Annotated in this window: 24 protein-coding genes; 2 read left to right on the forward strand and 22 right to left on the reverse strand. The window is 46.1% G+C overall.

Translation table 11 applies throughout. The annotated features are described in order from the left end of the window. Nucleotides 1-2: 2 nt before the first annotated feature. The 10 genes from KNO98_RS06880 to KNO98_RS06925 all read right to left on the reverse strand — a co-directional run bounded on the left by KNO98_RS06880 (nucleotide 3) and on the right by KNO98_RS06925 (nucleotide 10,447). Nucleotides 3-2,537, reverse strand: a complete 2,535-nt coding sequence (locus tag KNO98_RS06880) for an ATP-binding protein (protein WP_214700133.1) — start codon at nucleotides 2,535-2,537, stop codon at nucleotides 3-5. Nucleotides 2,538-2,821: 284 nt separating this feature from the next. Further along, nucleotides 2,822-3,514, reverse strand: coding sequence for an N-acetylmannosamine-6-phosphate 2-epimerase (locus KNO98_RS06885; RefSeq protein WP_214700135.1), 693 nt, complete (start codon nucleotides 3,512-3,514; stop codon nucleotides 2,822-2,824). A 5-nt stretch (nucleotides 3,515-3,519) separates the two neighbouring features. Continuing rightward, the gene (locus KNO98_RS06890) at nucleotides 3,520-4,323 is read right to left on the reverse strand and encodes a MurR/RpiR family transcriptional regulator (protein WP_026825114.1); all 804 of its coding nucleotides are present in this window, start codon (nucleotides 4,321-4,323) and stop codon (nucleotides 3,520-3,522) included. Nucleotides 4,324-4,346: 23 nt separating this feature from the next. Next, complete coding sequence (locus KNO98_RS06895) at nucleotides 4,347-5,885, reverse strand: maltose/glucose-specific PTS transporter subunit IIC (RefSeq protein ID WP_026825113.1); 1,539 nt, start codon at nucleotides 5,883-5,885, stop codon at nucleotides 4,347-4,349. Between the two features lie 117 nt (nucleotides 5,886-6,002). Further along, a complete protein-coding gene (locus KNO98_RS06900; RefSeq protein WP_012727334.1) occupies nucleotides 6,003-6,281 on the reverse strand; it encodes a hypothetical protein in 279 nt (92 codons plus the stop codon). A gap of 57 nt (nucleotides 6,282-6,338) precedes the next feature. Further along, on the reverse strand, nucleotides 6,339-7,388 hold the full coding sequence (locus KNO98_RS06905) for a C45 family autoproteolytic acyltransferase/hydrolase (RefSeq protein ID WP_214700137.1): 1,050 nt from the start codon (nucleotides 7,386-7,388) through the stop codon (nucleotides 6,339-6,341). Nucleotides 7,389-7,451: 63 nt separating this feature from the next. Beyond that, a complete protein-coding gene (locus KNO98_RS06910) occupies nucleotides 7,452-9,188 on the reverse strand; it encodes a methyl-accepting chemotaxis protein (RefSeq protein ID WP_214700139.1) in 1,737 nt (578 codons plus the stop codon). A 95-nt stretch (nucleotides 9,189-9,283) separates the two neighbouring features. Then, on the reverse strand, nucleotides 9,284-9,739 hold the full coding sequence (locus KNO98_RS06915; protein ID WP_214700141.1) for a hypothetical protein: 456 nt from the start codon (nucleotides 9,737-9,739) through the stop codon (nucleotides 9,284-9,286). Nucleotides 9,740-9,750: 11 nt separating this feature from the next. After that, on the reverse strand, nucleotides 9,751-10,173 hold the full coding sequence (gene fabZ, locus KNO98_RS06920; RefSeq protein WP_026825108.1) for a 3-hydroxyacyl-ACP dehydratase FabZ: 423 nt from the start codon (nucleotides 10,171-10,173) through the stop codon (nucleotides 9,751-9,753). Nucleotides 10,174-10,186: 13 nt separating this feature from the next. Then, nucleotides 10,187-10,447: a DNA-directed RNA polymerase subunit beta gene (locus tag KNO98_RS06925; protein WP_026825107.1), complete on the reverse strand. Its 261-nt coding sequence runs from the start codon at nucleotides 10,445-10,447 to the stop codon at nucleotides 10,187-10,189. A 194-nt stretch (nucleotides 10,448-10,641) separates the two neighbouring features. Here KNO98_RS06925 and mscL point away from each other — a divergent pair, with 194 nt between their 5' ends. After that, on the forward strand, nucleotides 10,642-11,022 hold the full coding sequence (mscL, locus tag KNO98_RS06930; RefSeq protein ID WP_214700143.1) for a large conductance mechanosensitive channel protein MscL: 381 nt from the start codon (nucleotides 10,642-10,644) through the stop codon (nucleotides 11,020-11,022). A gap of 17 nt (nucleotides 11,023-11,039) precedes the next feature. Here the strand turns inward: mscL and KNO98_RS06935 are convergent, their stop codons facing one another. The 4 genes from KNO98_RS06935 to KNO98_RS06950 all read right to left on the reverse strand — a co-directional run bounded on the left by KNO98_RS06935 (nucleotide 11,040) and on the right by KNO98_RS06950 (nucleotide 15,829). Continuing rightward, nucleotides 11,040-12,143: a glycerate kinase family protein gene (locus KNO98_RS06935; protein WP_214700145.1), complete on the reverse strand. Its 1,104-nt coding sequence runs from the start codon at nucleotides 12,141-12,143 to the stop codon at nucleotides 11,040-11,042. Between the two features lie 64 nt (nucleotides 12,144-12,207). After that, nucleotides 12,208-12,990 (reverse strand): flagellar hook-basal body protein, encoded by a 783-nt coding sequence (locus KNO98_RS06940; RefSeq protein ID WP_214700147.1) that lies wholly within the window; start codon nucleotides 12,988-12,990, stop codon nucleotides 12,208-12,210. Between the two features lie 11 nt (nucleotides 12,991-13,001). Beyond that, a complete protein-coding gene (locus KNO98_RS06945; protein WP_214700149.1) occupies nucleotides 13,002-13,775 on the reverse strand; it encodes a flagellar hook-basal body protein in 774 nt (257 codons plus the stop codon). Nucleotides 13,776-13,873: 98 nt separating this feature from the next. Next, the gene (locus tag KNO98_RS06950; protein ID WP_214700151.1) at nucleotides 13,874-15,829 is read right to left on the reverse strand and encodes an ATP-binding protein; all 1,956 of its coding nucleotides are present in this window, start codon (nucleotides 15,827-15,829) and stop codon (nucleotides 13,874-13,876) included. Between the two features lie 481 nt (nucleotides 15,830-16,310). Between KNO98_RS06950 and KNO98_RS06955 the strand changes: the two genes are divergently transcribed. Continuing rightward, on the forward strand, nucleotides 16,311-17,090 hold the full coding sequence (locus tag KNO98_RS06955) for a response regulator (protein ID WP_214700153.1): 780 nt from the start codon (nucleotides 16,311-16,313) through the stop codon (nucleotides 17,088-17,090). A gap of 38 nt (nucleotides 17,091-17,128) precedes the next feature. Here KNO98_RS06955 and KNO98_RS06960 read toward each other — a convergent pair whose 3' ends face one another. From KNO98_RS06960 to atpG, 8 genes are all read right to left on the reverse strand, one after another. Next, nucleotides 17,129-17,890, reverse strand: a complete 762-nt coding sequence (locus KNO98_RS06960; RefSeq protein WP_214700155.1) for an SDR family oxidoreductase — start codon at nucleotides 17,888-17,890, stop codon at nucleotides 17,129-17,131. A gap of 194 nt (nucleotides 17,891-18,084) precedes the next feature. After that, nucleotides 18,085-19,071: a rod shape-determining protein gene (gene mreB / locus KNO98_RS06965; RefSeq protein ID WP_214700157.1), complete on the reverse strand. Its 987-nt coding sequence runs from the start codon at nucleotides 19,069-19,071 to the stop codon at nucleotides 18,085-18,087. An 81-nt stretch (nucleotides 19,072-19,152) separates the two neighbouring features. Beyond that, a complete protein-coding gene (gene murA, locus KNO98_RS06970; protein ID WP_214700159.1) occupies nucleotides 19,153-20,454 on the reverse strand; it encodes a UDP-N-acetylglucosamine 1-carboxyvinyltransferase in 1,302 nt (433 codons plus the stop codon). A gap of 239 nt (nucleotides 20,455-20,693) precedes the next feature. Beyond that, the gene (locus tag KNO98_RS06975) at nucleotides 20,694-20,912 is read right to left on the reverse strand and encodes a DUF1146 family protein (protein WP_084483563.1); all 219 of its coding nucleotides are present in this window, start codon (nucleotides 20,910-20,912) and stop codon (nucleotides 20,694-20,696) included. Between the two features lie 200 nt (nucleotides 20,913-21,112). Then, a complete protein-coding gene (locus KNO98_RS06980; protein ID WP_214700161.1) occupies nucleotides 21,113-22,303 on the reverse strand; it encodes an EAL and HDOD domain-containing protein in 1,191 nt (396 codons plus the stop codon). A 148-nt stretch (nucleotides 22,304-22,451) separates the two neighbouring features. Further along, nucleotides 22,452-22,862 (reverse strand): F0F1 ATP synthase subunit epsilon, encoded by a 411-nt coding sequence (locus tag KNO98_RS06985; protein ID WP_026825095.1) that lies wholly within the window; start codon nucleotides 22,860-22,862, stop codon nucleotides 22,452-22,454. A 28-nt stretch (nucleotides 22,863-22,890) separates the two neighbouring features. After that, nucleotides 22,891-24,294, reverse strand: coding sequence for a F0F1 ATP synthase subunit beta (gene atpD / locus KNO98_RS06990; protein ID WP_371742778.1), 1,404 nt, complete (start codon nucleotides 24,292-24,294; stop codon nucleotides 22,891-22,893). Between the two features lie 49 nt (nucleotides 24,295-24,343). Continuing rightward, nucleotides 24,344-25,201, reverse strand: a complete 858-nt coding sequence (atpG, locus tag KNO98_RS06995) for an ATP synthase F1 subunit gamma (RefSeq protein WP_026825093.1) — start codon at nucleotides 25,199-25,201, stop codon at nucleotides 24,344-24,346. Nucleotides 25,202-25,229 lie beyond the last annotated feature (28 nt).

Raw genomic sequence — 25,229 nt, forward strand, 5'->3', positions numbered from 1 at the left:
GCTTAGTCCTCCCCTTTTGGCATTGTTAGAAAGAATCGGGTTCCATGACCTAACTCACTCTCGACTCGAATATTCCCACCGTGGGCTTCAATGATTCCTTTGCAAATTGCTAACCCGAGACCGGTCCCGCCTTTTCGTCTCGTTGATTTCATTTCTACTTGATAAAAGCGATCAAAAATCCGATTTACATGATCGTGACGAATGCCAATCCCTTGATCTTCAATGACGAGTTGCCAAGACTCGTTTGTCTCTTCTGTCAGAATCTGAATCTTGGGTGAACCGTCACTGTATCGAACCGCATTCGTCAATAAATTGACGAGTACTTGCCGAAATCGATTAAAATCGACTTCGACTACGGTTGGTCCATTCCATTCGTACGTTGTATATTCTTCAATTTGCAGCTCTTTTATGATGGCTTTTACATAAGGGATGAACAAGACCGCTTCAAGTTCAACAGGAAAGTTTCCAGATTCAATTTTAGTGATGTCTAACCAGTCATCAATAAGTTGACGGATTCGTTGCGCATCTTCTTGGATCCCTTGTAACAATTCAGTTCGGAACGAGCTATCCCATGAGACGTCGGTCCTCATCAACGTTTCGATGCTTCCACGAATGTTTGTGAGCGGTGTTTTAAATTCATGAGATGCTAGTGAAATTAAATTATCCTTTAATTGATCGATTTCTACTTCACGAGTGACGTCGCGCACGATGTATCCTTGTCCGATAGTGTCGGATGAGCCAATCACTGAAAACGGTTGTACGTGGAAGATTTGATCGTCAATAAATAATCTAGAGATGTCTTTCTCATCACCATAGAGCTTCATAACCGTATCCCAATCCTCCACTTGATCAGATTGAGATAACTCGAAATTCAGCTCCATAAAGCGGTTCACATACTCAATTTCTCCACTTTCATTTAACACGATTACACCTTCGGACATACTACTTAATGTCGCATTCCACAAGGCGTTCTGTTTTGTCGTCTCATCGACCAACACTTTATTATCGAGAAGGATGGAAAAAGCATCACTAAGTGTGTGTAAAAAAATTTCTTCTCGCTTAGAGATGGTTTGATCGGCTGTTAATCCGACCAATAACATGCCACCTGCACGTCCTCCAAAATATAAATGGTTCGTATAAAACCGATAACCTTTTTGCTGTGCATCTAAAAATTCACACAAGCTCTCTTGTGATAAGATTGCGTCTTTTGAAATGACTTGATTCGGCAAGGAGACAAACAAAGGATATGGCAAAATAGATGCCATATCTTGTAATGTACTTTGTACAAGTGAAATGATGTTCGGCGCATGACGAAACGATGTCATAAATTGATTGAGCGCCTTTAGCTCTAAGTTATTTTGTTCTAATTCTTTCGTTCGGCGAGATACCTTTTCTTCTAATGCCTCATTCAATTGACGTAAATTTTCTTGGCTCTCCCGAACATGTTCGGCCATATGTTCAAAACGTTTAGCCAATTCAATGATCTCTTTCGGGGCACGAATGGATTGCAAGTGCCTAACGACGTGAGAGGGTTCGTTGTGTTCAACGAGCAGTTCGGTTTGATTCATAAAATCCGCAAGCGAACGATTTAGTTTACGGGAAAGTATAGAGCCTAGGATAAACATAATGGTCGCAATCATTAAAAATAACAATGTGTTTGGAATAATTGTTTTTATAACAGAAGCCACTACACTTTCCACCGGACGAGCAATCCAAACCGTCCATCCATACTCGGGTACCACTTCATATGTGACAAATTGAGACTGCTGTTTTTCTTCATCAAAAACTCGCCAAACATTTCCCCACATTCGCTCTCCATGCTCATCCGGATTCATCGTAACCGCTTTCACTTCTTTAGACGGGTATGTGTTTGGATGGAACACAATCTGATCTCGATCATCCACGACTACCGGAAATTGTTCTTGATTAAAATTGTTGGCAATCAAGGTCTCTCCAATCCCTTCTAAACTTAAGGCACCTAATATGTAACCTGACATATCATCTTCTTCGGAGAATATCGGTGTTGCAATGACAATCAAAGGTTTTTGGCTACCTCCACGTCCTTGGAATACATGAGAGACGTATGTGTCTCTCGTCATTTGAAGTTGTTTGAAGTAAAAACGATTACTAAAATCAAGCCCGATATTAGACTGTCCGTCCCCATTTACTTTCGGTGAAAAAGCGATGGTACGTCCGCCCTCATCAGCGATATATAAATTCTCAAAGCGTGGATTGTGCGTTTTAATATGATCAATCATCTCCTGTTCAACAGCTACAGATGAACCTGTTGAACGAAGGGTTTCGACATTGTCTGCAGTCGTTTGAATAACTTGTCTACTTTGCTCAATGTAATCATACACAATCGACTGCATTTGTTTCGTGGCCACTTCCTGTTGTACAAACTCTTCTTTCACACCTTGTATGGTATCGAATAAATAGATAACTAAAGAAAAGAAACCTGAGACAATAATGAGTAAAATAAAATCAAATAACAATCTCCCCCGAAATGTTTCTCGCATACGACGGACTCGTTTCATTCTTTTCACCACCCTATAAAAAAGATTAGCACGCTTTATATTTTTTTAAGTTGCTCCTTCATATTTTTTATGTTTTTGTTATGACGGTGTTGTGACGGATTATGCTATTCCTGCTGTATCCTTTACTCAAATACAGCAGGAAAAAGCGGTCTAGATATCTGAATTCTAGACCGCTTCATAATTTGTCATATGTTTTTCAAGCTCTGTACTGGCAATGTTCTCTTTTCGGACTCTCACTTAAGGTGCAAATCAATCGAAAGTCTATATATATCTTTCCAAAAAACTTATGAACTCTTCAAACTGGAAGCGAGTGCCTCATCAAACCGTGCGGTAATTTGATGCGGGCGAGTAATCGCTCCACCTACGACGACAGCATATGTTCCTAAATTCACACAACGCTTCGCCATCTCAGGTGTCAAAATATTCCCTTCTGCGATAACCGGTCGAGACACGTGGTGTAACACATCTTTTAGAAACTTGAAATCATCATGGTAGAGGAGAGATCCGTTTGTCTCTTTTGTATATCCATGTAGCGTTGTCGAAATATAGTCAAAACCAAGACGATCCGCTTCGATACAATCGTTGAGTGTTGCACAATCCGCCATGATTGCCTGTTTCGGATAAATCGAACGAATGGCATGCACCAACTCTTGAAGCGTCACCCCGTTCGGTCGGAGGCGTTGTGTCGCATCGAGGGCGATTACGTCCACGCCGACTTCAATCAACTCTTCGACTTCTTTCATCGTTGCCGTGATAAAAACGTCACTGTCTTCATAGTCACGTTTGACGATGCCGATAATCGGAACAGCGACCTGTTTTTTAATTTCTTGAATATCTTTCGCTGAATTGGCCCGAATTCCTTTGGCGCCACCTTGAACGGCCGCGATGGCCATCCGTCCCATAATGAACTCACTATGGAGCGGTTCATCTTCTAAAGCCTGGCACGAAACAATCAATCCAGTCGGTAATGTTGTCATACTGATTATTCACTTCTTTCTTTTAAACGATCAAGCGCTTTAAGCGTTCGCATATAGTGCGCTTTTAATGCTTCATTCGTCTCCATCAATGTTTTCGTCACCGCATCCGCCGTAAAGAGAAGCGGGAGTTGGGTATTAATCAAGAATGCCTCTCCTGACGCACCGGCGGTCAACAAACGATAGTCGGCAAGCTCGGCAAGTGGCGAATGCTGATATCCGACGAACGCGACTGTCGTACAGCCCGATTCTTTTGCGAGTTGAACGGCTTGGACGACTTCTCGACTTTCTCCACTGTTTGAGAAAGCAATGACCAAATCTTCTGCAGTGACAATCGACGCGTCCATGACCATGCTATGACTATCAAAAGCCGTAGTTGCCAACAGTCCCATCCGTCTCAACCTGTATTCCATCTCTTGAGCAACCAGTCCAGCGTTGCCCAATCCATACAAATGGATGGAACGGCTCGAAGTAATTTCCTTACAAATAGCGAGCAACTCGTCTTGATCAATCAAATGAGCGGTTGTCTGAATCAATTCAATATATGATCGCTGCATCGGTTCGAGCGAAGTTGTTTGGGGCAAATTCGTTTCCGTCAACGTCTTTTGCATCATGAGCTTCAGTGAACTATAACTTCCCACTCCGATTTTTTTGCAAAACCGCGTGATGGTTCCTGGAGAAGTCGTAATCGCATTTGCTAAATCGGTAATGTTCATTTCGATTGCCTCATTCATGTTTGCCATCAGATAATCCGCAATCTTTTTCTCACTGTCTGTCATTTCTGAATACACGTGCTTCATTTGCTCCCACACGGTTCTTCCCTCCAACACATTTGTTATTCGCCCCGGCCTAACGCCTCTTGGACTTCATTCTTAATAATTGTAACAGAAGGACCGTAGATTACCTGAATCCCATTCCCTTTTTGAACCACCCCGTGCGCGCCTGTCTCTTTCAACAAGTCTTCACGGACATGTTGATTGTCGTTAACGGTAACGCGGAGGCGTGTCGCGCAGCAATCGACCGTCTCAATATTGTCATCGCCACCTAGTGCCGCAATGATGGCTGTTGTACGACCTGATGCTGCGATGTCTGCCGTCTTCGCTACCTCATCCGAGCGTCCTGGTGTCATGAAGTTGAACTTCGTGATTAGGAAGCGGAACGTAACGTAGTAGAGCAAGAACCAGAAGGCACCGATGACCGGTACGAGCATCCAGTTCGTCTTGTCATTCCCTTGTAAAACCCCGAATAAAATAAAGTCGATGAATCCTCCGGAAAACGTTTGACCAATTGTAATCTCAAAGATGTGAGCCATCATAAAGGCAAGTCCATCAAAGATGGCATGGACCAAATAGAGGACTGGCGCCACGAATAAGAACGCGAATTCGAGCGGTTCCGTGATTCCCGTCAAGAACGATGTGAGTGCGGCAGAAAACAAGAGACCGAATACGACTTTCTTTTGCTCTGGTTTGGCACAGTGATACATCGCAAGCGCTGCACCGAGAAGACCAAACATCATCGTGATGAATCGTCCAGACATGAAACGCGCTGTCCCCTCATAGAACTGTGTCGTATTTGGATCAGCCAATTGTGCGAAGAAAATCTTTTGTGTTCCTTCAATCAATGTACCGTCGATGACCATTGAGCCCCCGAGTCCAGTAGTCCAAAACGGAATGTAGAAAATATGGTGCAACCCGAATGGCCCAAGCATCCTTAGGACGAACCCATAGATGAACGTTCCAATATAACCTGTTTTCTCAACGATACCACCTAGTGAGAAAATCCCATTCTGTACCGTCGGCCAAATGAAATAGAGTCCAATCCCAACACCAATCGCCACGAATGATGTAATAATCGGCACAAAGCGTGATCCGCTGAAGAAGCCGAGAAACTGTGGAAGTACTTGCTTGTTATAGCGGTTATGCAAGAGTGCCGTGACAATCCCAATCAATATCCCGCCAAACACACCGGTTTCGAGTGTTTGGATTCCAAGTGCCATTCCTTGACCGGCACTTGCTAAGTTCGTTTCCATCAACTCTCCTGTAATCTGAAGCATAGCGTTGATGGTCGCATTCATAATCAAATAACCAAGCATTGCCGCCAAACCGGCCGTTCCTTTATCAGACTTCGCAAGTCCAACAGCGACACCGATAGCAAATAATACAGCCAAGTTCGCAAATACAATCGAACCTGCGGCTGCCATAATCGTGAACAGATGTTGCAACCAGTCGATGTCAAGAAACGGATATGCTTGTACCGTATTTGGGTTAGACAATGCGCCCCCAATCCCTAACAATAGTCCTGCTGCCGGTAAGACAGCAATCGGCAACATGAACGATTTCCCGAATTGTTGCGCTCGTTCAAAGAGACGTGACATGAATAATTCCTCCTTAAAATCATTTTCACCTGAATCATAATACGAAAAATATTTTAATGCAAGCGTTTACGGTAAAAAAGATTTTAAAAAAGAGTGACCACTTTGGGCCACTCAAGATTATCCCCGACTCTTCCGCGTCAACGTCAATCCACCAAATCCACTAATCACGGCGATGTAAAATCCTAAATCGTAAAACCAGCCCGTGTTATTCACTTCATAAACACGGTACGTATCATTGAATAACCCTAAGATAAGTGAGATCGGTGCAATCCATCCATGCCAAATGCCCCAGAAAAAACCTGCCGGGTCTGTCGTGTACGTTCCATCACCCGGTACACAGCCTCCAAGCAATGTGACGAGCGTCAACATAATGAGTATGATACCAAATCGTTTCATCGTCCATCCCTCCTGTTATGTGTATTCCCGTTTCTCGAAAAAAAGCACTGACAAACGTCAGCGCCAAAGTTGAACCGTGTTCGCAAACTCGATATCGGTCGAGAGTTCACCGTCCAGCGCATGAATATCGAAGTCTTCCCCGTCGAGCCACTTTTGGAAGTCGAAGATGAACGGGTCGCGGTCCCCGCCGAGCGCAAACCATGTCTCGAGTGTTTCCGGGAAATAGGCGGCCGTGTGAATCGTCCCGGCCCAACTTTTATAAAGTTCAGAGAAGACTCCTTTATCGGAGTCGTTCATGAGACGAAACGCGCTTTCCGCATCTTGAATCAAGTGTTGCACCACTTTGATTTCCATCATGCGACGCGTGGAATCATCAAGGTGGTAGCGATTCTCATGTTGCAATAGTTCGAAATGATTCGTGCAGATATTTGATTCGCGGACTTGAATGTCACGGGGCGTCGCCTCAATCACACGTGTTTTCGACGACTTGTCATGAACGACGTACGTAAATGAGCCGCGATGCGGAATCTCTTTTAATAAGTCGACCGCTTCTTCCACCGTCGCGCATGTTTCGAGAATGATGCGTCCGATCATCTGACAGACGAAGCCGTCTCCAGGTCGACGACGATTGATGAAGTTATAGCCCATGGCGAGTCCTTTTTCATTCATCCCGTCCATCCGACCCGTAATGCGAGAGACCGGTCCGATGACTGCATATCCATCATCGGGCTGAAAGACGTTGTAACGTCCGTCATACGTCATTGGATGGTAGTCGTAATTGCGGACGAGAAAGTTATCTCCCGTCAGAATCGAACATCCGCTGATTGGATTATTGACGCGGAAATGCCCGAAATGAAGCAGTGTATCATTGAGTGATAATTTTAGCTCATCTTGGAGGCCAATCAACTCTTCCCAAATCTTTGGAGCGAACTCCTCAAAAGCAGCCCTCGCCTCTGTGGCATCAATCTCAAATCGGGGGACACGTAGTTTCCATTGATCCGTCCGATTCTCAAGCAATTGACTTCGCTTTATATATTTACCTTGAAATCGACCGAAATCATAATGACTTCCACGAAATTGTGTCAGTTCACTAGAGAATTGTTGCATAAAAAAACCTCCTTTGCGCCCATTATAGCGGACACGCGAGAGGTCTGTCTGAAGTGAGACTGTTTACAACTTGAACTTCTGACTCATCTGTTGCATCGACTCTGCCGTACTTGACAAGTCTTTGACGAGACGGTTCATCGTCTCACTCGTCGCTGACATCTGTTCAGTTGATGCAGCCACTTCTTCATTCCCAGCCGTGCTCTCTTCCGAAATTGAAGCAATTTCGGACAACCCGTGTTGAATCTGGTCTTGATTCGTCTTCACTCGGTCTAGTTGACCACGCATCGATCCGGTCAACTGTTGCATATGACGGACACTCTGTTCGATTTCAGTGAAAGCATGCTTCGTCGATTCGAGTGTCGCTTTACCTTCCTCAGCCGCTGTCATGCTTTCTGTAAACGTTTCCCCGAGCGCAATCGAGTTTTGTTTGACGCTTCCGACAATCTCCGAAATCTCACTGACGGAATCAGCAACACTGTCGGACAGTTTACGAATCTCTGAAGCGACGACCGCAAATCCTTTTCCGTGCTCACCGGCACGAGCTGCTTCAATCGCCGCGTTCAGTGCGAGTAAATTCGTCTGTTGCGAGATTTGTCGAATCATCGTCACGAGTTCAGTCACCTCGTCGGCTTGTTGTTCAAAGTCTCGAACTTGTCCTTGTGACGTCTTCACCTGCGTATGGATATGTGTCATTTTGTCGACAGCACTTTCCATATAACTCAGACCGTCCATCGTCACCCGACTGACGACCTCTGCCTGTTCGCTCACTTGCTCTCCATCAGATGTCGTTTGCTCGACAAGCGTCGAAAATTCATTCATATGTCCATATAGACGCATCGTCAACACACTTTGGTTTTCGACACCACTCGCGATTTCTTCCATCGTATAGGCAATTTGTCGAGAGGCATCATTCACTTCTTCTGAGATGCCTGAGACGTTGCCGCTCTCGTCACGTACCGTCTGTGCCGACGTTTGAATACCGGAAATCAAATCTTTCAACATACGAGTCATTTTGTCCATCGATGCCGTGAGACGCTTAATTTCATCGTCCGATTTCAGATGAATTTTCTCGACCTCATTCGTTGCTGTCGCCAAATCACCTTCCGCAATTGAGGTCGCCACGCGCTCTAGCGATCGGAGCGGTCGCAACTTCCATCCAAGATAACGCCAAATAACGACGGCTGACACCACAAGTAAGATGAGGAAGCCGATGAGGATTGGGAGTAAACTCTCTTTCAATACTTCTCCCGTAATCGCTGCGACTTCGGTTGCAGCTTTATCGATGCCGAGTACACCAACGACCTCGCTACCGCGTTTGATTGGGATGAGCACAGTGACATACTCCCCGTATGCCGGATCATCGATGATATCGGTCGTGACGGTCTTTCCTTGAAATGCTGCCTCTACTCTTTCATACGTCAGCGCTGTGGTCGACGTCCCGATGTCCGCTGCATCTGCCGAATTCAAGCCATCCACGATGATTTGAACGTCTTCATCCTCTGTGGCAATCGTATACACATACATAGCTCCGATTTGTTGGCGATATGTATCTAGATATTCACGAAACTGTTCATATTGTTCATTTTTTGACGGATTCCCCAAAAAGGATGTATATGCATCTGCATCGAACTCCTCATTAATTCGTTCGCCGTCCTCAATCATCGTCGCATGAAGCGTGCTGAGTACGGAATGTTTCGTACTAAAATACTGAACGACCCCGAACGTGACGATGAGCAACGTGACGAAGACTAACATCGCTGCTAAAATGCGTGTCTGTAAAGATTGTGATTTCTGTTTCATCTCAATCTCCTCCATTCTGTCCTTACTCTTTGTATCGGATAGAACGCATCAATCTCCACAAAAAAACAGACGATTTTCGACAAAATCGTCTGTTTCTATTCAATATTTGTCGAATTGACAATTTCGAGCGGAATCGTGACTTCTGATTCGCCTTCCTCTACGAGATAGAAGAGCGGAAGTGTTTCCGATACGAAAAGTTCAGGGTCTACGTCTGTCTGATATTCATACGTTCGAATGTCTTCTTCCCGTTCTGCAATCAATTCACCAAACGGAATCGCAATCCGTTCCCCATCGACCTCATAACTCATGACAGTCGTCGGGTCGAGGCGACGATTTTCAAGCATCCGAATCGTAAAGAGCATCGTTGTACTATTCGTACGTTCGAGTGAAACGGCAATCGCATCGGATTGTCCGGCACGCTTCTCAATCATCGTCTCATCCACATTTTGTTCATAGACGACATTTTCTTCTTTCGACTCTTCCGTCTGTAGTTGCTGACAGCCCACAATCGTCATTAAGCCAACTAGTAACACAATTACTAAAGCACGCATCCCATTTCTCCTTACTTCAAGGCGAAAGTGAGTTCTGCTTCACAAGCAACTTCTCCATCTACCGTAGCCACGGCACGTCCTTTACCGATTGGGCCACGTATTTTCATGATTTCCACCTCAAGACGCAGCTGATCGCCCGGAACGACTTGACGTTTGAAACGACAGTTGTCAATCCCTGCGAAAAAGGCGAGCTTGCCTCGATTTGATTCGTCTTTCAACATCGCGAAAGCACCGACCTGTGCGAGTGCCTCAACAATCAAGACGCCTGGCATGACGTTATAGTCTGGGAAATGCCCGTTAAAGAACTCTTCGTTCGCCGTGACATTTTTTAATCCGACAGCACGCTTCTTTTCCTCGACTTCTAAAATTCGATCAATTAACAGAAACGGGTATCTGTGTGGAATTACTTCTTTGATTTGCTCAACTGTATACATCCATCCACCGCCTTTAAGAGGTTAGCCAAAAGTCGGTGATATGGCGCCATGTTTCGATGTCAAATACATCTTTCCAATCGCCTCCGCCAATGACGCTATATCCAATGATCGCTCCGAGTGCGAGCATCGCGATTGCCAACACTAAAACAACGAGTACACGCAGTAAGATCGGGAATCGACGATGATTCGACAATCGTGATCGCTTTTTCTGCTCTGTCTCTTGTTCCGGTGAACCTTTTTGTTCTTCCGAACTCGTTTGTTCATCGTTCGCCACGTCCAACCATCCTTTCAGCTAAAATGATTATATCATATTAGTACCTGGTATTAAAATGCATAGATTGCTACCTTTTTAGTGTACCCTATGCACAAATGTCGAACAAGCATCCTTCCCTGACAGAAGGTGAACGATTATTTCCTTTTCTTAAAAATATGCTACGCTTATGCTATTCAATGTCAGGAGGACTGTCTATGTGGAAAGAGTTTAAAAAATTTGCGATGCGAGGAAATGTCATCGATTTGGCGATCGCTGTCGTATTAGGTGCAGCGTTCACAGCCATCGTGAACTCGCTCGTCAACGATATTTTTATGCCGCTTCTCGGAATCATTATTGGAGGAATTGATTTTTCTAGTTTAAAAGTAAGCGTACTTGGCGTCGACGTCCTATACGGGAACTTCATTCAACAAATTGTATCTTTCGTCTTGATTGCCATTGCACTCTTCTTGATTGTAAAAGTCATCAACCGTCTGCAACGTGAGAAGGAAGTCGAAGAGGCCGCTGCCCCGATTCCTACGATAGAAGAACAATTGTTGACAGAAATTCGTGATCTTTTGAAAGAACGTTCCCAGTGAACACGAAAGCGCCTTGACTATTGTCGAGGCGCTTTTTCAATGACGTGACGTACACGTCGTACTGCATTTGTCAGCAACGGGGCCGCTTTCCATATCGCTTCTTCTAACGTCATAACCCGTGACACGATCGGAAAAATCGCAACGATGCCGGATTCCACATGAGAGGTATAATCGGATTGTCCCGTGAAGACGAGTGTCGGCACCTCATACGTATGTGCGAGACGGGCCAATCCATAAGGTGCCTTTCCTTCAAGACTTTGCGCATCAAACTTTCCTTCTCCTGTGATGAGCCAATCTGCCTCTTTCAACAGTTCTTCCATCTTAGACCACTTGACTACTTCTTCGATGCCTTTCATGTATGTTGCACCGAGCTGTAAGAAGGCAAACCCGATGCCTCCAGCTGCCCCTCCTCCCTGCCATATTCTCATATCCTGTTCAAAACAATTCGCATAGCTTTCAAGGATTTCGTCATATCGGATTACTTCATCTGCTGCCAATCCTTTCTGAGGACCGAACACATGCGCTGCCCCGTTCTCTCCAATCAGCGGATTACGCACATCGGAGGCGATTCGCCACTCGACGTTGCATACTCTCGGATCGAGCCGTGACCAATCCATCGATGCTACCTCATGAAGCTGATGCGGGATAGTAGATAACACTGACCCGAACGTATCAAAAAAGCGAACACCCAGCGCCTCAAGCAACCCTTTCCCACCATCAATCGTTCCGCTCCCGCCAAGCCCAACGGTGATCACGCTTGCTCCACGGTCTAGTGCTTGAACAATCTGATGTCCAACTCCAATTGAACTGTAGCGCCACGGGTCGACATGCGAGAGAAGTGTCAAACCTGTCGTTTCTGCCACTTTGATGACCGCATGTTTCGTCGACGGTTCGAAACCAAATCGAGCGGTACGTTCTACTCCATCCAAACATGGGACGACCTCTTCCACGACCGTCGCATCTTCGTGTGTCGTGAACCAGGCATCAAGAAATCCCTCACCTCCGTCCGAAATCGGAATAGCGATCACTTCATGCCCATCGAGTGCATGCATGACGGCTTGATTGGCTTCCATACTCGAAAGTGAGCCTTTGAATGAGTCCATCGCAACCACGATTCGCATCTGTTGACCCTCCTGTTCTTTCAGTTATATAAAAACCGCTCCTCGGTATGAGAAGCGGTATGCGTTATGGACGCAATGCTGTGACAAGTCCCATCATTTGATCACTCATCGACATGGCCCGTGAGTTCATTTGATACGCACGTTGTGTAATGGTCATGTCGGTCATCTCTTTCGTCAAATCAACGTTCGATGACTCGAGTGTCCCTTCAATCAATAAATTTCCGAGCGGACGATCGACTTCGGTCTCCAAATCCGCTGCGAACACGTTATCCCCAAGCGGTCTTAATTCCGATGTATTGCGGACTTCCACGATGTCGAGACGTCCAAATTCTTGTTCCACTCCGTTCATGCTTGCGACGACTACGCCATCTTGGCGAATACGCTGATTCGTCGCATCGTTCGGCATCGTAATCGGATTGCCGTCATCTCCAAGAAGCGGGTTTCCGTTCACATCGACAAGTGTCGTCTCGTCACCAACTGACAGTTGCATATTCCCACTGCGTGTCACACCGACGCCATTCGGTGTGTCCACAACGAAAAATTGACGGTTCGCCTTTAAGAAGACGTCCAAACCGCGATCTGTCGTACGTACTTGTCCGATATTGAATTGTTGTGTGATGTCGGCGACATGTCCACCAACGCCAATTCGAATCCCATTCGGCGTATCACGGCCAATTTCAAATTCCGGACGCGGTTGGTTATTGTATGCCTGTGACAACAAGGAAGCAAACTGTCCCTGCTGCCGCTTGAACCCGACCGTATCGACGTTCGCAATGTTATGACCTGTCACATCCAATTGACGTTGTAGTTGGGACAGGGAGTTAACCGAATTATAAATAGACTGCATGGTTCTCCTCCTTAACGAACACGAGCGATTTCGATTGCCCGCTCGGCACTTTTATCATACGCCTGGACGACTTTTTGATTGGCTTCAAACTGACGATACGTCATCATAAGATCTGCCATCGTCTGATCGAGATTGACGTTCGCTTCTTCAATAAATCCTTGCAATACCTCTACTTGTGCAAGAGCGGGCGCATCACCCGTCACACGCCAGTCATTTCCGACTTGTTCAAGCGTCGTCAAGTCATCGATTTGATAGGCACCAAGTGTCGCCACGTTTTGTCCAAGCGATGTGATGACACCATCTTTTCCTACTTGGAACTCACTTGATGGCAGTTGGATCCGTTCTCCTTCATCAGAAAGGATATATCCGCCGTCCGCAGAGCGAAGGAACAATGCCTCGTCAATCGAGAAGCGTCCGTTTGTCGTGTACAATGTTTCCTCGCCCTGTTCGACTGCAAACATCGGAGCTCCCGTGAAATCAGTAGGTGCCTTTAAATAAAGGTCTGTCGGGCTACCGGATTCTGTGATACTTCCAGCCGAGAAACGGGGCATCGTTTCTTGAAGATAGACACCCATCGAAAGAGTTCCTACCTCTCCTTTCACACGCGACTTCCCGTTATCTGGGTTACTGACTTGCGCGAGTAACATCTCCGGAAACGATCGGACCACGCCGTCAGACGCCTTGAAGCCCGGTGTTCGGACATTACCAAGGTTATTGCTCAAAATCTCTTGTTGGCGTTGCAGGGCATTCATCGCTCCCGCTGCTGTATATAATCCGCGTAACATAATCGTCTTCCTTTCATCCTATAACATGATTCACTCTCTATATCGTACCAAACGAGCGTGACATTCACCGTTTTTTCAAAAAAAGTTCATCCCAAAAATCAGGATGAGCTTTCTTCGTTGACGTGGTCGACCATCGGTAACTCAACCATCATCGTTGTACCTTTTCCAATTTGAGAGCGAACGGCAATCGTACCACCGTGCAGTTGAACGATTTCTTTACAAATGGATAGACCTAAACCGGTTCCGCCGATTCGTTTACTCTCTTCCGATGAAGAACGGTAAAACTTATCGAAAATCCGATCCGCGTCTTCGTCAGAAAGTCCAAGTCCTTCATCTGTGATGGCGATTTGAATCGTGTCTTGCTCACACGTTACATCAACCGTTACATCCCCACCGTTTGGTGAATATTTTATAGAATTGTTCAAGATGTTCGAGAATACTTGACGCAACTGCGCCGGGTCGCCCCCCACAAAAAGGGATTCGTCACAGTTAAAGTGGAAGAAGTGATGCTCCGTTGAACCAGCATGAATCTCGAGGATATCGGACAGCAGTTCAAATAAACTTTCGACTTGAAATTCCGGTGTTCCCATTCCCGCCTCCATTTTTTGTACGTCTAACAAATCACTCACGAGCCGTTCGAGCCGTTTTGTTTCACTCGTAATCATCTCTAAATATCGAGTTCGCTTCTCTTCTTTTAATTTACGATTTTTCAGAAGTTCTGAAAATCCAAGAATTGATGTGAGTGGTGTCCGTAACTCATGGGATACCGTCGCCACGAGCTCTGTCTTCAGACGATTGATTTCTGTTTCCTGGGTAATATCTCGTGATACGAAAATCACGCCGACCCGTTCGTTATTCAAATCAATCGGTTCTGCGTACATCCGAATCGTCTTCTGCCCATCAAGCATCGAATACGTGTATGTTTCCTCGAACACACCTTCTTCTTTCGCACGCTTAGTGAAGCGATTCAGTTCCTCTGGATTATCAAGTTGATTCATAAACATCGGGTAATGCATCGCGATTGGATATAAGCTCCCCCGCCCCTGTGATGGAATCGGGTGTTCATATAAGTCAAAGAGCGCGCTGTTCGCAAAACGTTCGTTCGTTGAAAGTTCTGTGTATACAATCGAGTCCCGCATCGTGTGCAAAATACGGGCGGTCTTCTCACGTTCTAAGTCGACTTGGCTTTGTTGATTTTGAAGTGAGGTTGCCATTTCATTAAATGCCTTCGATAACTGTCCGACTTCGTTTTTCAACGGTTTGATTGGAATAAGGGTCGCATTCGGATTACTCGAGAGTCGTTCACTGTTGACCATCAGTGTTTGCAATTGATTTGTCAGTCTTAAAATATACGGTTGTAAGCCGACGAATAACAAGAAGAGTGCCCCGAGTAAAATCAAGAGCCACATCCATTGTGCTTTCACTAACTGTTTCGACAGCGAGTCTCGTAATTCACTTTCTTGAAAATCGAGATTTTGTCGATAATCGGTAAAGACCGACTCCATATCGACGATACTCGCACTCATATCAGCGGCACTAGTTGAATTCAGTTTAAATCGCGTCTGGGTGGACGTCTCATTTTTCGGCATGAACTGCCCGACCGTGCGCATTTGTAGGAATGATTCATCCACTTCCCCTGCTTGCTTCGCTATCACATACTGCTCGAGCGCCGGCATGACGCGCGTCGTATAAATAGAAAAGAGGAGGCGCGCATCTTCAGCAAACTGTACTTCTTCTTCATTTTTTGCTTGTGTCTCGAACCAGATCGTTTGCTCATTGATATTCGTCTGAGCTGTTCGTACTTCTTCTAATAGAGCACTTTCTCCAAGAAGCACGTGACCTCTTAACTCGTATTGCATCGATTGCCATGTCTCAAATAAATCTGTTGCGCGTGCACGTTGCTCACTGATCCGTTCCAATTGAACGGTCGTTTGCTGAATCGATTGTTGTGTATAAAAATAAGTCCCAACCGATGTGAACGTCACTAAAGCAATCAATATATAAAAAATCGTTATCACTTGTCGACTAATGCGTTGTTCAATCCAACGTTTCATGGAATGCCTTCTTCCTTTACTCCTAGAGTGTCTCATTCCGTATGGTGAATGACCTTTTTCTGTTCAAATAAAAAAAATTCAGGTACGATGATGAGACGGAGAGCTACTATAAAAATTCATCCGCCTAATAGTAAGAATAACGCAGTGTCCTCACAAGAAACTCACAAAGAATGAAGGGGATGTGCGCATGACTCGTATTCGAATGACGTTTATCTTCATCCTTGTGAAGTTAATTGGGGGCAGTCTCACTTTATTGATTCGACATCAATCGATTAATTCAATCGTCCCAGTTAACTGTTACATCAAATCAAACCACACACTTCCTCTACAATACGTTTGGAAACGCGATTGCACTTTGCTATACATCACCACCCGATGCCGCTCCTCTACTTAGTCACCTGAGCACCTCCATGGCGCAACATTCGACTTAACCTTTACTTTTAATTGCGATTACTAAAACAGGAAAGGACGAATCACTTAGATGCGTACGATTTTAATTGAAGATGAACATCATATTTTAGGGATGATGGAGCGGATTATAAAAGAGGAGCCGTCTCTTGAGTGGATTGGTTCGTTCCAAAGTCCGGTTCAAGCTCTCACTTTTATTCAAAAGCACCCGGTAGACCTTGTCTTTTTAGATATCGAGATGCCTGAAATGACCGGGCTTGAGCTTGCCACCTATTTGCCTGAACGGACGCAGATCGTCTTTACAACGGCCCATCAACAGTATGCAGTCGAAGCATTCAATCTTCATGCGACACATTACTTGTTGAAGCCAATCACTGAGCAGATGATTCATAATGTCATTCCACGTATCATCCAGCGCTATGAGACAATTCAACAAAAGAACCTCCATCAATCTTGTCGCATACAATTCTTGGATCGTTTTTCGGTACGAACACAAGATGGAAACCTTGTGAAGTGGCCAACGCAAAAAACGGAGGAGTTATTCGCTTATTTGGTCTATCATCGTAAACAGGTCGTTAATAAATGGGTGCTTGCTGAAACACTTTATCCGGACATCGATGAACCACAACGCGCCTTACACAACGTATACAACACCATTTATCGATTGAAGAAGACGTTAGCTGAACATGAACTCGATATTATTGTCAATACGATAAATAATGGCTATTCCATCGAACTTGGTGATACCTGTGCATGTGATTATTATGATTGGATTGATGCGACTGAATCTACGATTTCAAAAACGGACTTGAAAAATCGCTTGTTTGTCGACAAAGACTATACGTGGCACTAAGAAAAGGCATCTCGCAAAAAGCAAGATGCCTTTTTGTATTAGCGTCCCGTGAAACCACCATCCACATGAAGATGTTGTCCGTTCACCCATGCCCCGTCTCTCCCCATCAAGAAAGAAACAAAAAGAGCTGTATCTTCAGGCGTTCCCACTCGCTTGTACGGAAACAATGGCAGCAGGTGTTCGCGAAGTTCGTCGTTAATCCACCCTGTATCTGTCGGACCCGGATCGAGCGCATTCACCGAAATGCCGTACTTTCCTAATCCGTTCGCCAATGCAGGTGTAATGGCAATCAAAGCGCCTTTCGTTGCAATGTAGGCTAGGTTGTCTGCATCCGCCCCTCCCGATACAAAAAACAGGACTCGACCATCTTGATGTCCCGCTTGTTTATAGCGTTCAATAAACGCAAATGTGAGCCCAAGTACCCCTTCGTTATTCACTATGTAATGCTTTCTCAAGACCGCAGTCTCAAAGTTCTCGACATTGACGTGACGCTCATATGTGGCGTTATGAATCAATCTGCTCGGTACACCAAGTTTAGCCTCGATTCGATCGAGTAGACCGAGTTCGTCTCCTGAAGCCAAATCGTAAGCCTCGTGCTCGACACGGGCACCTCTCTCGGTCAATTCTTTAACCAATCGTTCGATAAAACCTCTTTCTTCTCCGATACCTTCTGAAGCGTCAAACAAACTCCAGTGTGTCAAGTACAAGTCATGTCCTTCAGAGGCAAGTTTTCGCGCAATCGCAGCTCCGATCCCTTGATTACGGCTGACTCCCGTGATAAGCGTAAGTGGTTTGTTCATGATGTCCTCCGTTTTTATTGGTTTATTCCGTTCAGTTCTTTAGTAAATCGGTGCCATCATGATTCCCCTCTCTTGAATTATTGATTTCATTATATACAATTTTATCCAGAGATAGGCAATGAAGAAACATTTTATGAACGAAAAACTCGTCTACCTAAACAAACAAGCGACCGCTCGCGCGGTCGCTTCGTCATTTATTTCAATCGATCTAAGTTCTCGAGCATGATGCCTGTCCCGTGCGCGACACTGAGTGTCGGCTCCTCGGCCATCATGACTGGAAGCATCACTCGCTCTGCTACGAGTTGGTCAAGGCCGTGAAGGAGTGATCCTCCACCTGTCATGATGATGCCACGGTCAATAATATCAGCTGCGAGTTCTGGTGGTGTCTGTTCTAACACCCGCTTCGTCGCTTCGACGATTTCATTGGCTGATTCAGCCATTGCTTCGCGAAGTTCCTCCGACGTGATGGTCACCGTACGTGGCAATCCACGTACCATGTCACGTCCACGAATATCCATCGTTTCGTTACGCCCACCTGGGAATACGGTTGCAATTTCTTTCTTTATTTGCTCGGCTGTACGCTCCCCGATGATGAGCTTATGCTTTTCTTTGATGGCGCGAAGGATGTCCGTATCGAAACGGTCCCCGGCAATCTTGATTGTTTCACCGCAGACGATATCTCCCATCGAGAGGATGGCGACGTCTGTCGTCCCACCACCGATATCGATGATCATGTGACCGACTGGCTTCCAAATATCCATGCCTGAACCGACGGCTGCCGCTTTCGGTTCTACGGCAAGAAAGACCTCTTTCGCTCCTGCTTTCTCAGCTGCCTCGCGAATCGCTTTTTCTTCGACCGGTGTGACGTTCGCAGGTGTACAAATCAACATACGAATGCCTCCGAAGAAGCCTCGGACTTGAATTTTATCGATGAAGTGACGGAGCATTTCTTCTGTAGTGGCGAAATCGGCGATGACTCCATCACGGAGAGGACGAATCGCTACGATATCACCAGGTGTACGACCAACCATCTCATACGCTTCTGAACCGACTGCTAGTACTTTCCCTGTAGAACGTTTCATCGCAACGACTGAAGGCTCGTCTAAGACGATTCCTTTCCCTTTGACGTGAATGACAACATTTGCTGTCCCTAAATCAATCCCGATATCTTTTGAAAACATGATGTGTAGGTTCCTCCGTTCGTTTCTTCATTGAAAAGAGCGAGAAGAGTCTCTCCTCGCCCTCTATTTCGTGTTCGTCTCTTAGTTCTGAACCATTTCTTCAGCAGCTTCGACAGTCCCTTCAATACGCTCGATGTCTGCACCGAGTGCTTGAAGTTTCTTGTGGAAGTCGACGTATCCACGGTCGATATGATATAAATCACCAACGCGAGTCTCTTTTTCTGCGATGAGACCTGCGAGAATAAGTGATGCTCCAGCACGAAGGTCAGTTGCAACGACCTCTGCTCCTTGAAGGCCTACGCCTCCTTTGACGATTGCTGAACGTCCTTCAATCTTAATATCCGCATTCATGCGACGGAACTCTTCCACGTGCATGAAACGATTCTCGAACACCGTTTCCGTAATGACAGATGTGCCACCTGCTTTCAAGACGAGTGCCATCATTTGCGATTGCATGTCTGTCGGGAATCCAGGGTGTGGCATTGTCTTCACATCAACCGGCTTCAACTCATCCGGTGCTGAGACACGCATGCCTTCAGCAGTATCCTCGAAACGAACACCCATCTCTTCCATTTTTGAAATGAGTGGACGAAGATGTTCACGTTCTGCGCCGATGACTTCGATGTCACTTCCTGTAATCGCGCCGGCGACGAGGAATGTACCTGCTTCGATGCGATCAGGAATGATTGAGTGCTCTGCGCCGCGGAGTGCTTCCACACCTTCGATGCGAATCGTTTCTGTACCTGCACCGCGTACGTGTGCGCCCATTCCGTTCAAGAAGTTCGCAAGGTCTACGATTTCAGGTTCTTTTGCAACGTTCTCGATGATGGTTGTGCCTTCTGCGAGCACAGCGGCCATCATGATGTTCTCAGTCGCACCAACAGATGGGAAGTCCAAGTAAATCTTAGCACCCTGAAGGCGACATTCTACAGAGGCTTCTACGAATCCGTTCCCGATGACCGTCTTCGCACCCATCGCTTCGAATCCTTTTAAATGGAGGTCAATTGGACGTGAGCCGATCGAGCATCCGCCTGGCATCGCTACACGAGCATGACCAAGACGAGCGAGAAGAGGTCCCATGACGAGGATTGAAGCACGCATCTTACGGACGTACTCAAGCGGTGCTTCATCTTTGATGTTTCCCGACGCATCGACAGTTACTTCATTCTTTTCTTCATTGAACGATACCTCTGCACCGAGGTGACGAAGTACTTTATTAATCGTGTACACGTCAGCAAGACGTGGTACATTTTGTAAGATTGACTTTCCTTCGCTAGCTAATAGAGTGGCAACCAATGTTTTAAGTACGGCGTTTTTTGCTCCCTCAACGCGTACAGTACCTGACAGTTTACGTCCTCCACGGACTACAATCAAATCCTTCATATCTCTCTTTGTCCTCCAACTTCGTTGTTTTTTTATATAATGCGTCGTGATCCGTTTCCGGATGTGATGATGTCGATTATTAGAATGGTTTGTAAAACGTGATGGTTTTTCATTTCACAAAAAATGAAATAAATAAATGCAAACGAAATGAAAACGCATCATGTCAGACGAATTTATCCTACATGATAATCATATAGGAGTCGTTACAGCAGGATTACAGTTTGTTAAATATTGTGCGACTACTGTATAGGTGCGAGCGCCTGCGCCAATCGGATATACTCCAAAAAGAACTGGGCAATCAGTGAACCGAAGACGACAGCTACGAGAACACGCAAAACTGCTGCTTGCGGACTCTTCACTTGATTGAGCAACTTATCCCATTTGACGGGTAAGAGCGCCCACCAAGCGACGTAAATCGCTATAACGTAAATCGCTAGCGAAAATACGGTATTGATCATCGACGATTCCCCTCTTTTCTAAAATTCGTACCATTTTTAATCATATCATGTCATGTTAGAGAAAAAAAGACTCAGTGTCTCAAGCTTCGAGCGGTTTGAACCATTCGACCAACTCACTTTCTCTACAAGCACACCAAAAAGGACGTCATCAGCAGTAAGGTCTTACTACATTAATTGACGCCCCTCATATATTTCAAACATCATTTATCGGATTCGTCAAGGCTACGTGACCAACGAATTGCTTCGACATAATATTGAGACCAATCTGAATTTGTGTTATGAATAGGAATTGTCAACTTTTCATAGGCGATGACTTCTTCGAGTAACACTCGTAACCCATTCTGTTCCCCAAGGAGCGCAGCCTTCACAAAAGGCGCTACCGGCAACTCCACAATCAACGCTTGCATCGATTCATCCAAAATGACATCGAGTGATGAGAAAATCCCGGTAATAAACGCATCAAACGGTGATACATCATCTAATGTATCCTCTGCAATCAATTCCATCATCTTGCCACGAATAACGCTCTGTTTAATTAATTCTTTTGACTCAGACGTTTGCATCTCCCGAAGTAACATCAAATACGACCACCGCTTCAACTCATCCAATCCGATTCGCGCGACGGCTTGTTCGATCGATTGAATCGTGCGACGACCTTTTTGATACACCGTATTGACCGTACGGAGCATCTTATAGGATAAGTCGACACTTCGCTCGATTTGCGCTGAAATGCGCTGGAAACTCGGTTCCGGACGATCGAGCTCTTTTAACATTTTAATGAGCGTATGACGTAACGGATGAACTTCAGCCCCGTGAACAACAATCGGACGACTGAAGAAGTAGCCTTGAAACATTTTATAACCTAATCGTTTCGCAATCTCGTACTCTGCCGGTGTCTCGATTTTTTCCGCTAAAAATTCAACCCGATGTCCAAGTGCATCAATCAATTTTTGTTGTTGATCCACTGGTGTCGCTTGATAATCGATTTTGATGATGTCGGCCAATCCAATCAATGGCCGATACTTCTCCTCAAACACGAAATCATCAAGTGCAATCGTATACCCTTGACGTCTCAATGAACGAAGAGCATGTAAAACTTTTTCAGTCGGTTCGACATGTTCGAGCACTTCAATGACGAGTGATTGACGAGGTAGCAGTGACGGCACTTCTCCTTCAATCAGCGTCTGAGGAAAGTTGATAAATGCACGTGTCCCCTCCGTCAACTCCCGAAAATTAAAGACGAGATATGCGTTATGGATGACATCGGCCGTCGCTAACGAATCATCGACATTTTCAAAGATATTATTTTCGCTGCGGCGATATAACAATTCATAGCCGCAAACACGTAATTGTTGATCAAAAATCGGTTGTCGCGCAACGTAAACTTTCATCTTTTAATCTCCTTTGCAATCATTCCCACTCTTATTATCGGTCTTCTCCTATATATTTTATACTAGTCATGTCATTTAGAAGCACGACAAAAGACCCATCTTTTACACGAACCAAAAAAACTCCCACACTTTCGTGTGAGAGTCATGATTATTCATTGATATCGCGAATGCTCAAGCGGTTGATCGCTTTTTTAAGCGCAAGCTCCGCACGACGGAATTCGAGTTCTGAGAGCTTTGAGTCTTGAAGACGACGCTCGGCCCGAACTTTCGCCGCAGAAGCGCGGTCATAGTCAATCTTATCCGCCATTTCGGCTGTTTCAGCTAAGATCGTCACCGTATCGGGACGAACTTCCATGAAACCACCGCTGATTGCGATCAGCGTGCGTCCACCATCTTCGTGGCGCAGTTTGAGGACTGAGACGTCGAGTGGTGTCACCATCGGGATGTGCTTCGGTAAAATACCAAGCTCACCAGTGACCGATTTGGCGATGACCATTCGTGCGTCCCCTTCAAAGGCTGCACCATCTGGGGTGACGACGTTGACGTGAACAGTATTCATCGTCTAGTTTCCCCCTTCCGCGTAGGTCTTAGACCAACGTCTTCGCTTTTTCGATGACGTCTTCGATTGGACCGACGAGACGGAATGCATCTTCAGGGAGATCATCGTGTTTACCTTCGAGGATCTCTTTGAAGCCACGAACTGTCTCTTTGACTGGTACGTACGAACCTTTTTGGCCTGTAAACTGCTCAGCCACGTGGAAGTTTTGTGATAAGAAGAACTGAATACGACGTGCACGGTGAACCGTGAGTTTATCGTCTTCAGACAACTCGTCCATCCCAAGGATTGCGATGATGTCTTGAAGTTCTTTATAGCGTTGAAGCGTCTGCTGCACGTCACGTGCTACCGCATAATGCTCTTTTCCGACGATGTCAGGTGAAAGGGCACGTGATGTTGAAGCGAGTGGGTCAACGGCTGGGTAAATCCCCATCTCTGAAAGACGACGCTCAAGGTTCGTTGTTGCATCAAGGTGAGCGAACGTTGTCGCTGGAGCCGGGTCCGTATAGTCATCGGCCGGTACATATACCGCTTGAATCGATGTAACTGATCCTTTGGCAGTCGATGTAATCCGTTCTTGAAGCATACCCATTTCAGTAGCAAGTGTCGGCTGGTAACCTACCGCCGATGGCATACGTCCGAGAAGGGCCGAAACTTCCGAACCTGCTTGTGTGAAACGGAAAATGTTATCGACGAAGAGAAGAACGTCTTGTCCCTGCTCGTCACGGAAGTATTCCGCCATTGTCAAACCAGTCAAGGCAACACGAAGACGTGCGCCTGGTGGTTCGTTCATCTGCCCGAATACCATCGCTGTTTGCTTGATAACTCCTGAGTCCGTCATCTCGTGGAACAAGTCATTTCCTTCACGTGTACGCTCACCGACTCCTGCGAATACAGAAATCCCGCTGTGCTCTTGCGCGATGTTGTTGATGAGTTCCTGGATGAGGACGGTCTTCCCTACACCGGCACCACCGAAGAGTCCGATTTTACCACCTTTGATGTATGGTGCGAGAAGGTCGACGACTTTGATCCCTGTTTCAAGGATTTCAACTTTCGTTGACAATTCGTCGAATGTTGGCGCTTGACGGTGAATCGGTGCACGAAGCACGTCAGCTGCCACTTCTTTATCATCGATTGGGTTACCAAGAACGTTGAAGACACGTCCAAGTGTCATTTCTCCAACCGGTACCGAAATCGGTGAGCCTAAGTCAAGTACTTCCATACCGCGGCGAACGCCGTCAGTTGAGTCCATCGCAATCGTACGGACCGTGTCGTCACCAAGGTGAACAGCTACTTCGAGCGTCAAGTCGACACTAACATCTTCAGCCGTCGCTGCCACGTGAGTGACTTTGAGAGCATTGTAGATGTTCGGTAAGTGGTTGTCGAACTTCACGTCGATAACTGGGCCCATGACTGCGACTACGCGGCCTTTCATGCCGTATTCGTTCATCGTGTTAGCCTCCTACAATCTAGAGGGCGCGCGCTTATTCCAGCGCCGCCGCACCTCCGACAATCTCTGTGATTTCTTGTGTGATCGCTGCTTGACGCGCGCGGTTGAATTTGAGTTTGAGTCCGCGAATGAGCTCATCCGCATTATCCGTCGCATTCGACATCGCCGTCATCCGGGCTGCGTGCTCTGATACTTTCGCATCGAGCAATGCGCCGTAGATGAGTCCTTCCGCATAACGTGGGAGGAGCGCCGCTAAGATCGTTTCTTCTTCTGGTTCGTATTCATACATCACATTGGATGCGGACTGTTCGATATCCCCGAGCGGGAGCAATTGTTGAATCTTCACTTCTTGGCTGATGACCGAGATGAATGAGTTGAAGCAGAGCTTCAATTCATCAATCTCGCTCTCGCTGAAGGCACCAACCGTCTGCTTGACGATTTCTGTGACTTCAACAAAAGTTGGTTGGTCGTTTAGCCCTGTCATCGCGCTATACACCGGAATGTTGCGTGACTTGAAGAACTGGACACCGACTTTTCCGATTACATAAAGACGATACTCATCTGTTGATGCGTGCTTGTCTTTCAGTTCACGGTACACGTCACGCAAGACACTGGCGTTATATCCGCCTGCGAGTCCACGGTCTGACGTGATGACGATATAACCAGTCCGTTTGACGGGACGTACTTGAAGCATCGGGTGTGTCGCGCCTGATGTACCACCGGCGATCGACGAGATGACTTCTTCCAACTTTTCCATGTACGGTTTGAAGTTGGCGTTGTTCCCTTGGGCCCGGTTCAACTTCGACGCCGACACCATGTTCATCGCTTTCGTGATTTGCTTCGTGCTTTGGGTCGAGGTGATCCGCATCTGGATCTCACGTAATGATGCCATTTCGATTCACCACCTTAATAGACGCTCG

The organism is Exiguobacterium sp. s57, from assembly GCF_018617685.1.
Taxonomy (GTDB): Bacteria; Bacillota; Bacilli; order Exiguobacteriales; family Exiguobacteriaceae; genus Exiguobacterium; species Exiguobacterium marinum.

Bases quoted from the DNA above. Each gene is read 5' to 3' on its own strand.
- KNO98_RS06935 (WP_214700145.1), bottom strand. From the start codon at position 12,143: ATGCGAATCGTGGTTGCGATGGACTCATTCAAAGGCTCACTTTCGAGT.
- KNO98_RS06915 (WP_214700141.1), bottom strand. From the start codon at position 9,739: ATGCGTGCTTTAGTAATTGTGTTACTAGTTGGCTTAATGACGATTGTG.
- KNO98_RS06980 (WP_214700161.1), bottom strand. From the start codon at position 22,303: ATGAAAGTTTACGTTGCGCGACAACCGATTTTTGATCAACAATTACGT.
- KNO98_RS06960 (WP_214700155.1), bottom strand. From the start codon at position 17,890: ATGAACAAACCACTTACGCTTATCACGGGAGTCAGCCGTAATCAAGGG.
- KNO98_RS06910 (WP_214700139.1), bottom strand. From the start codon at position 9,188: ATGAAACAGAAATCACAATCTTTACAGACACGCATTTTAGCAGCGATG.
- KNO98_RS06895 (WP_026825113.1), bottom strand. From the start codon at position 5,885: ATGTCACGTCTCTTTGAACGAGCGCAACAATTCGGGAAATCGTTCATG.
- murA (WP_214700159.1), bottom strand. From the start codon at position 20,454: ATGAAGGATTTGATTGTAGTCCGTGGAGGACGTAAACTGTCAGGTACT.
- KNO98_RS06955 (WP_214700153.1), top strand. From the start codon at position 16,311: ATGCGTACGATTTTAATTGAAGATGAACATCATATTTTAGGGATGATG.
- KNO98_RS06940 (WP_214700147.1), bottom strand. From the start codon at position 12,990: ATGCAGTCTATTTATAATTCGGTTAACTCCCTGTCCCAACTACAACGT.
- KNO98_RS06905 (WP_214700137.1), bottom strand. From the start codon at position 7,388: ATGCAACAATTCTCTAGTGAACTGACACAATTTCGTGGAAGTCATTAT.
- mscL (WP_214700143.1), top strand. From the start codon at position 10,642: ATGTGGAAAGAGTTTAAAAAATTTGCGATGCGAGGAAATGTCATCGAT.
- KNO98_RS06950 (WP_214700151.1), bottom strand. From the start codon at position 15,829: ATGAAACGTTGGATTGAACAACGCATTAGTCGACAAGTGATAACGATT.
- KNO98_RS06880 (WP_214700133.1), bottom strand. From the start codon at position 2,537: ATGAAACGAGTCCGTCGTATGCGAGAAACATTTCGGGGGAGATTGTTA.
- atpD (WP_371742778.1), bottom strand. From the start codon at position 24,294: ATGAAAGGCCGCGTAGTCGCAGTCATGGGCCCAGTTATCGACGTGAAG.
- mreB (WP_214700157.1), bottom strand. From the start codon at position 19,071: ATGTTTTCAAAAGATATCGGGATTGATTTAGGGACAGCAAATGTTGTC.
- KNO98_RS06885 (WP_214700135.1), bottom strand. From the start codon at position 3,514: ATGACAACATTACCGACTGGATTGATTGTTTCGTGCCAGGCTTTAGAA.
- fabZ (WP_026825108.1), bottom strand. From the start codon at position 10,173: ATGTATACAGTTGAGCAAATCAAAGAAGTAATTCCACACAGATACCCG.
- KNO98_RS06975 (WP_084483563.1), bottom strand. From the start codon at position 20,912: ATGATCAATACCGTATTTTCGCTAGCGATTTACGTTATAGCGATTTAC.
- KNO98_RS06900 (WP_012727334.1), bottom strand. From the start codon at position 6,281: ATGAAACGATTTGGTATCATACTCATTATGTTGACGCTCGTCACATTG.
- KNO98_RS06945 (WP_214700149.1), bottom strand. From the start codon at position 13,775: ATGTTACGCGGATTATATACAGCAGCGGGAGCGATGAATGCCCTGCAA.
- atpG (WP_026825093.1), bottom strand. From the start codon at position 25,201: ATGGCATCATTACGTGAGATCCAGATGCGGATCACCTCGACCCAAAGC.
- KNO98_RS06985 (WP_026825095.1), bottom strand. From the start codon at position 22,862: ATGAATACTGTTCACGTCAACGTCGTCACCCCAGATGGTGCAGCCTTT.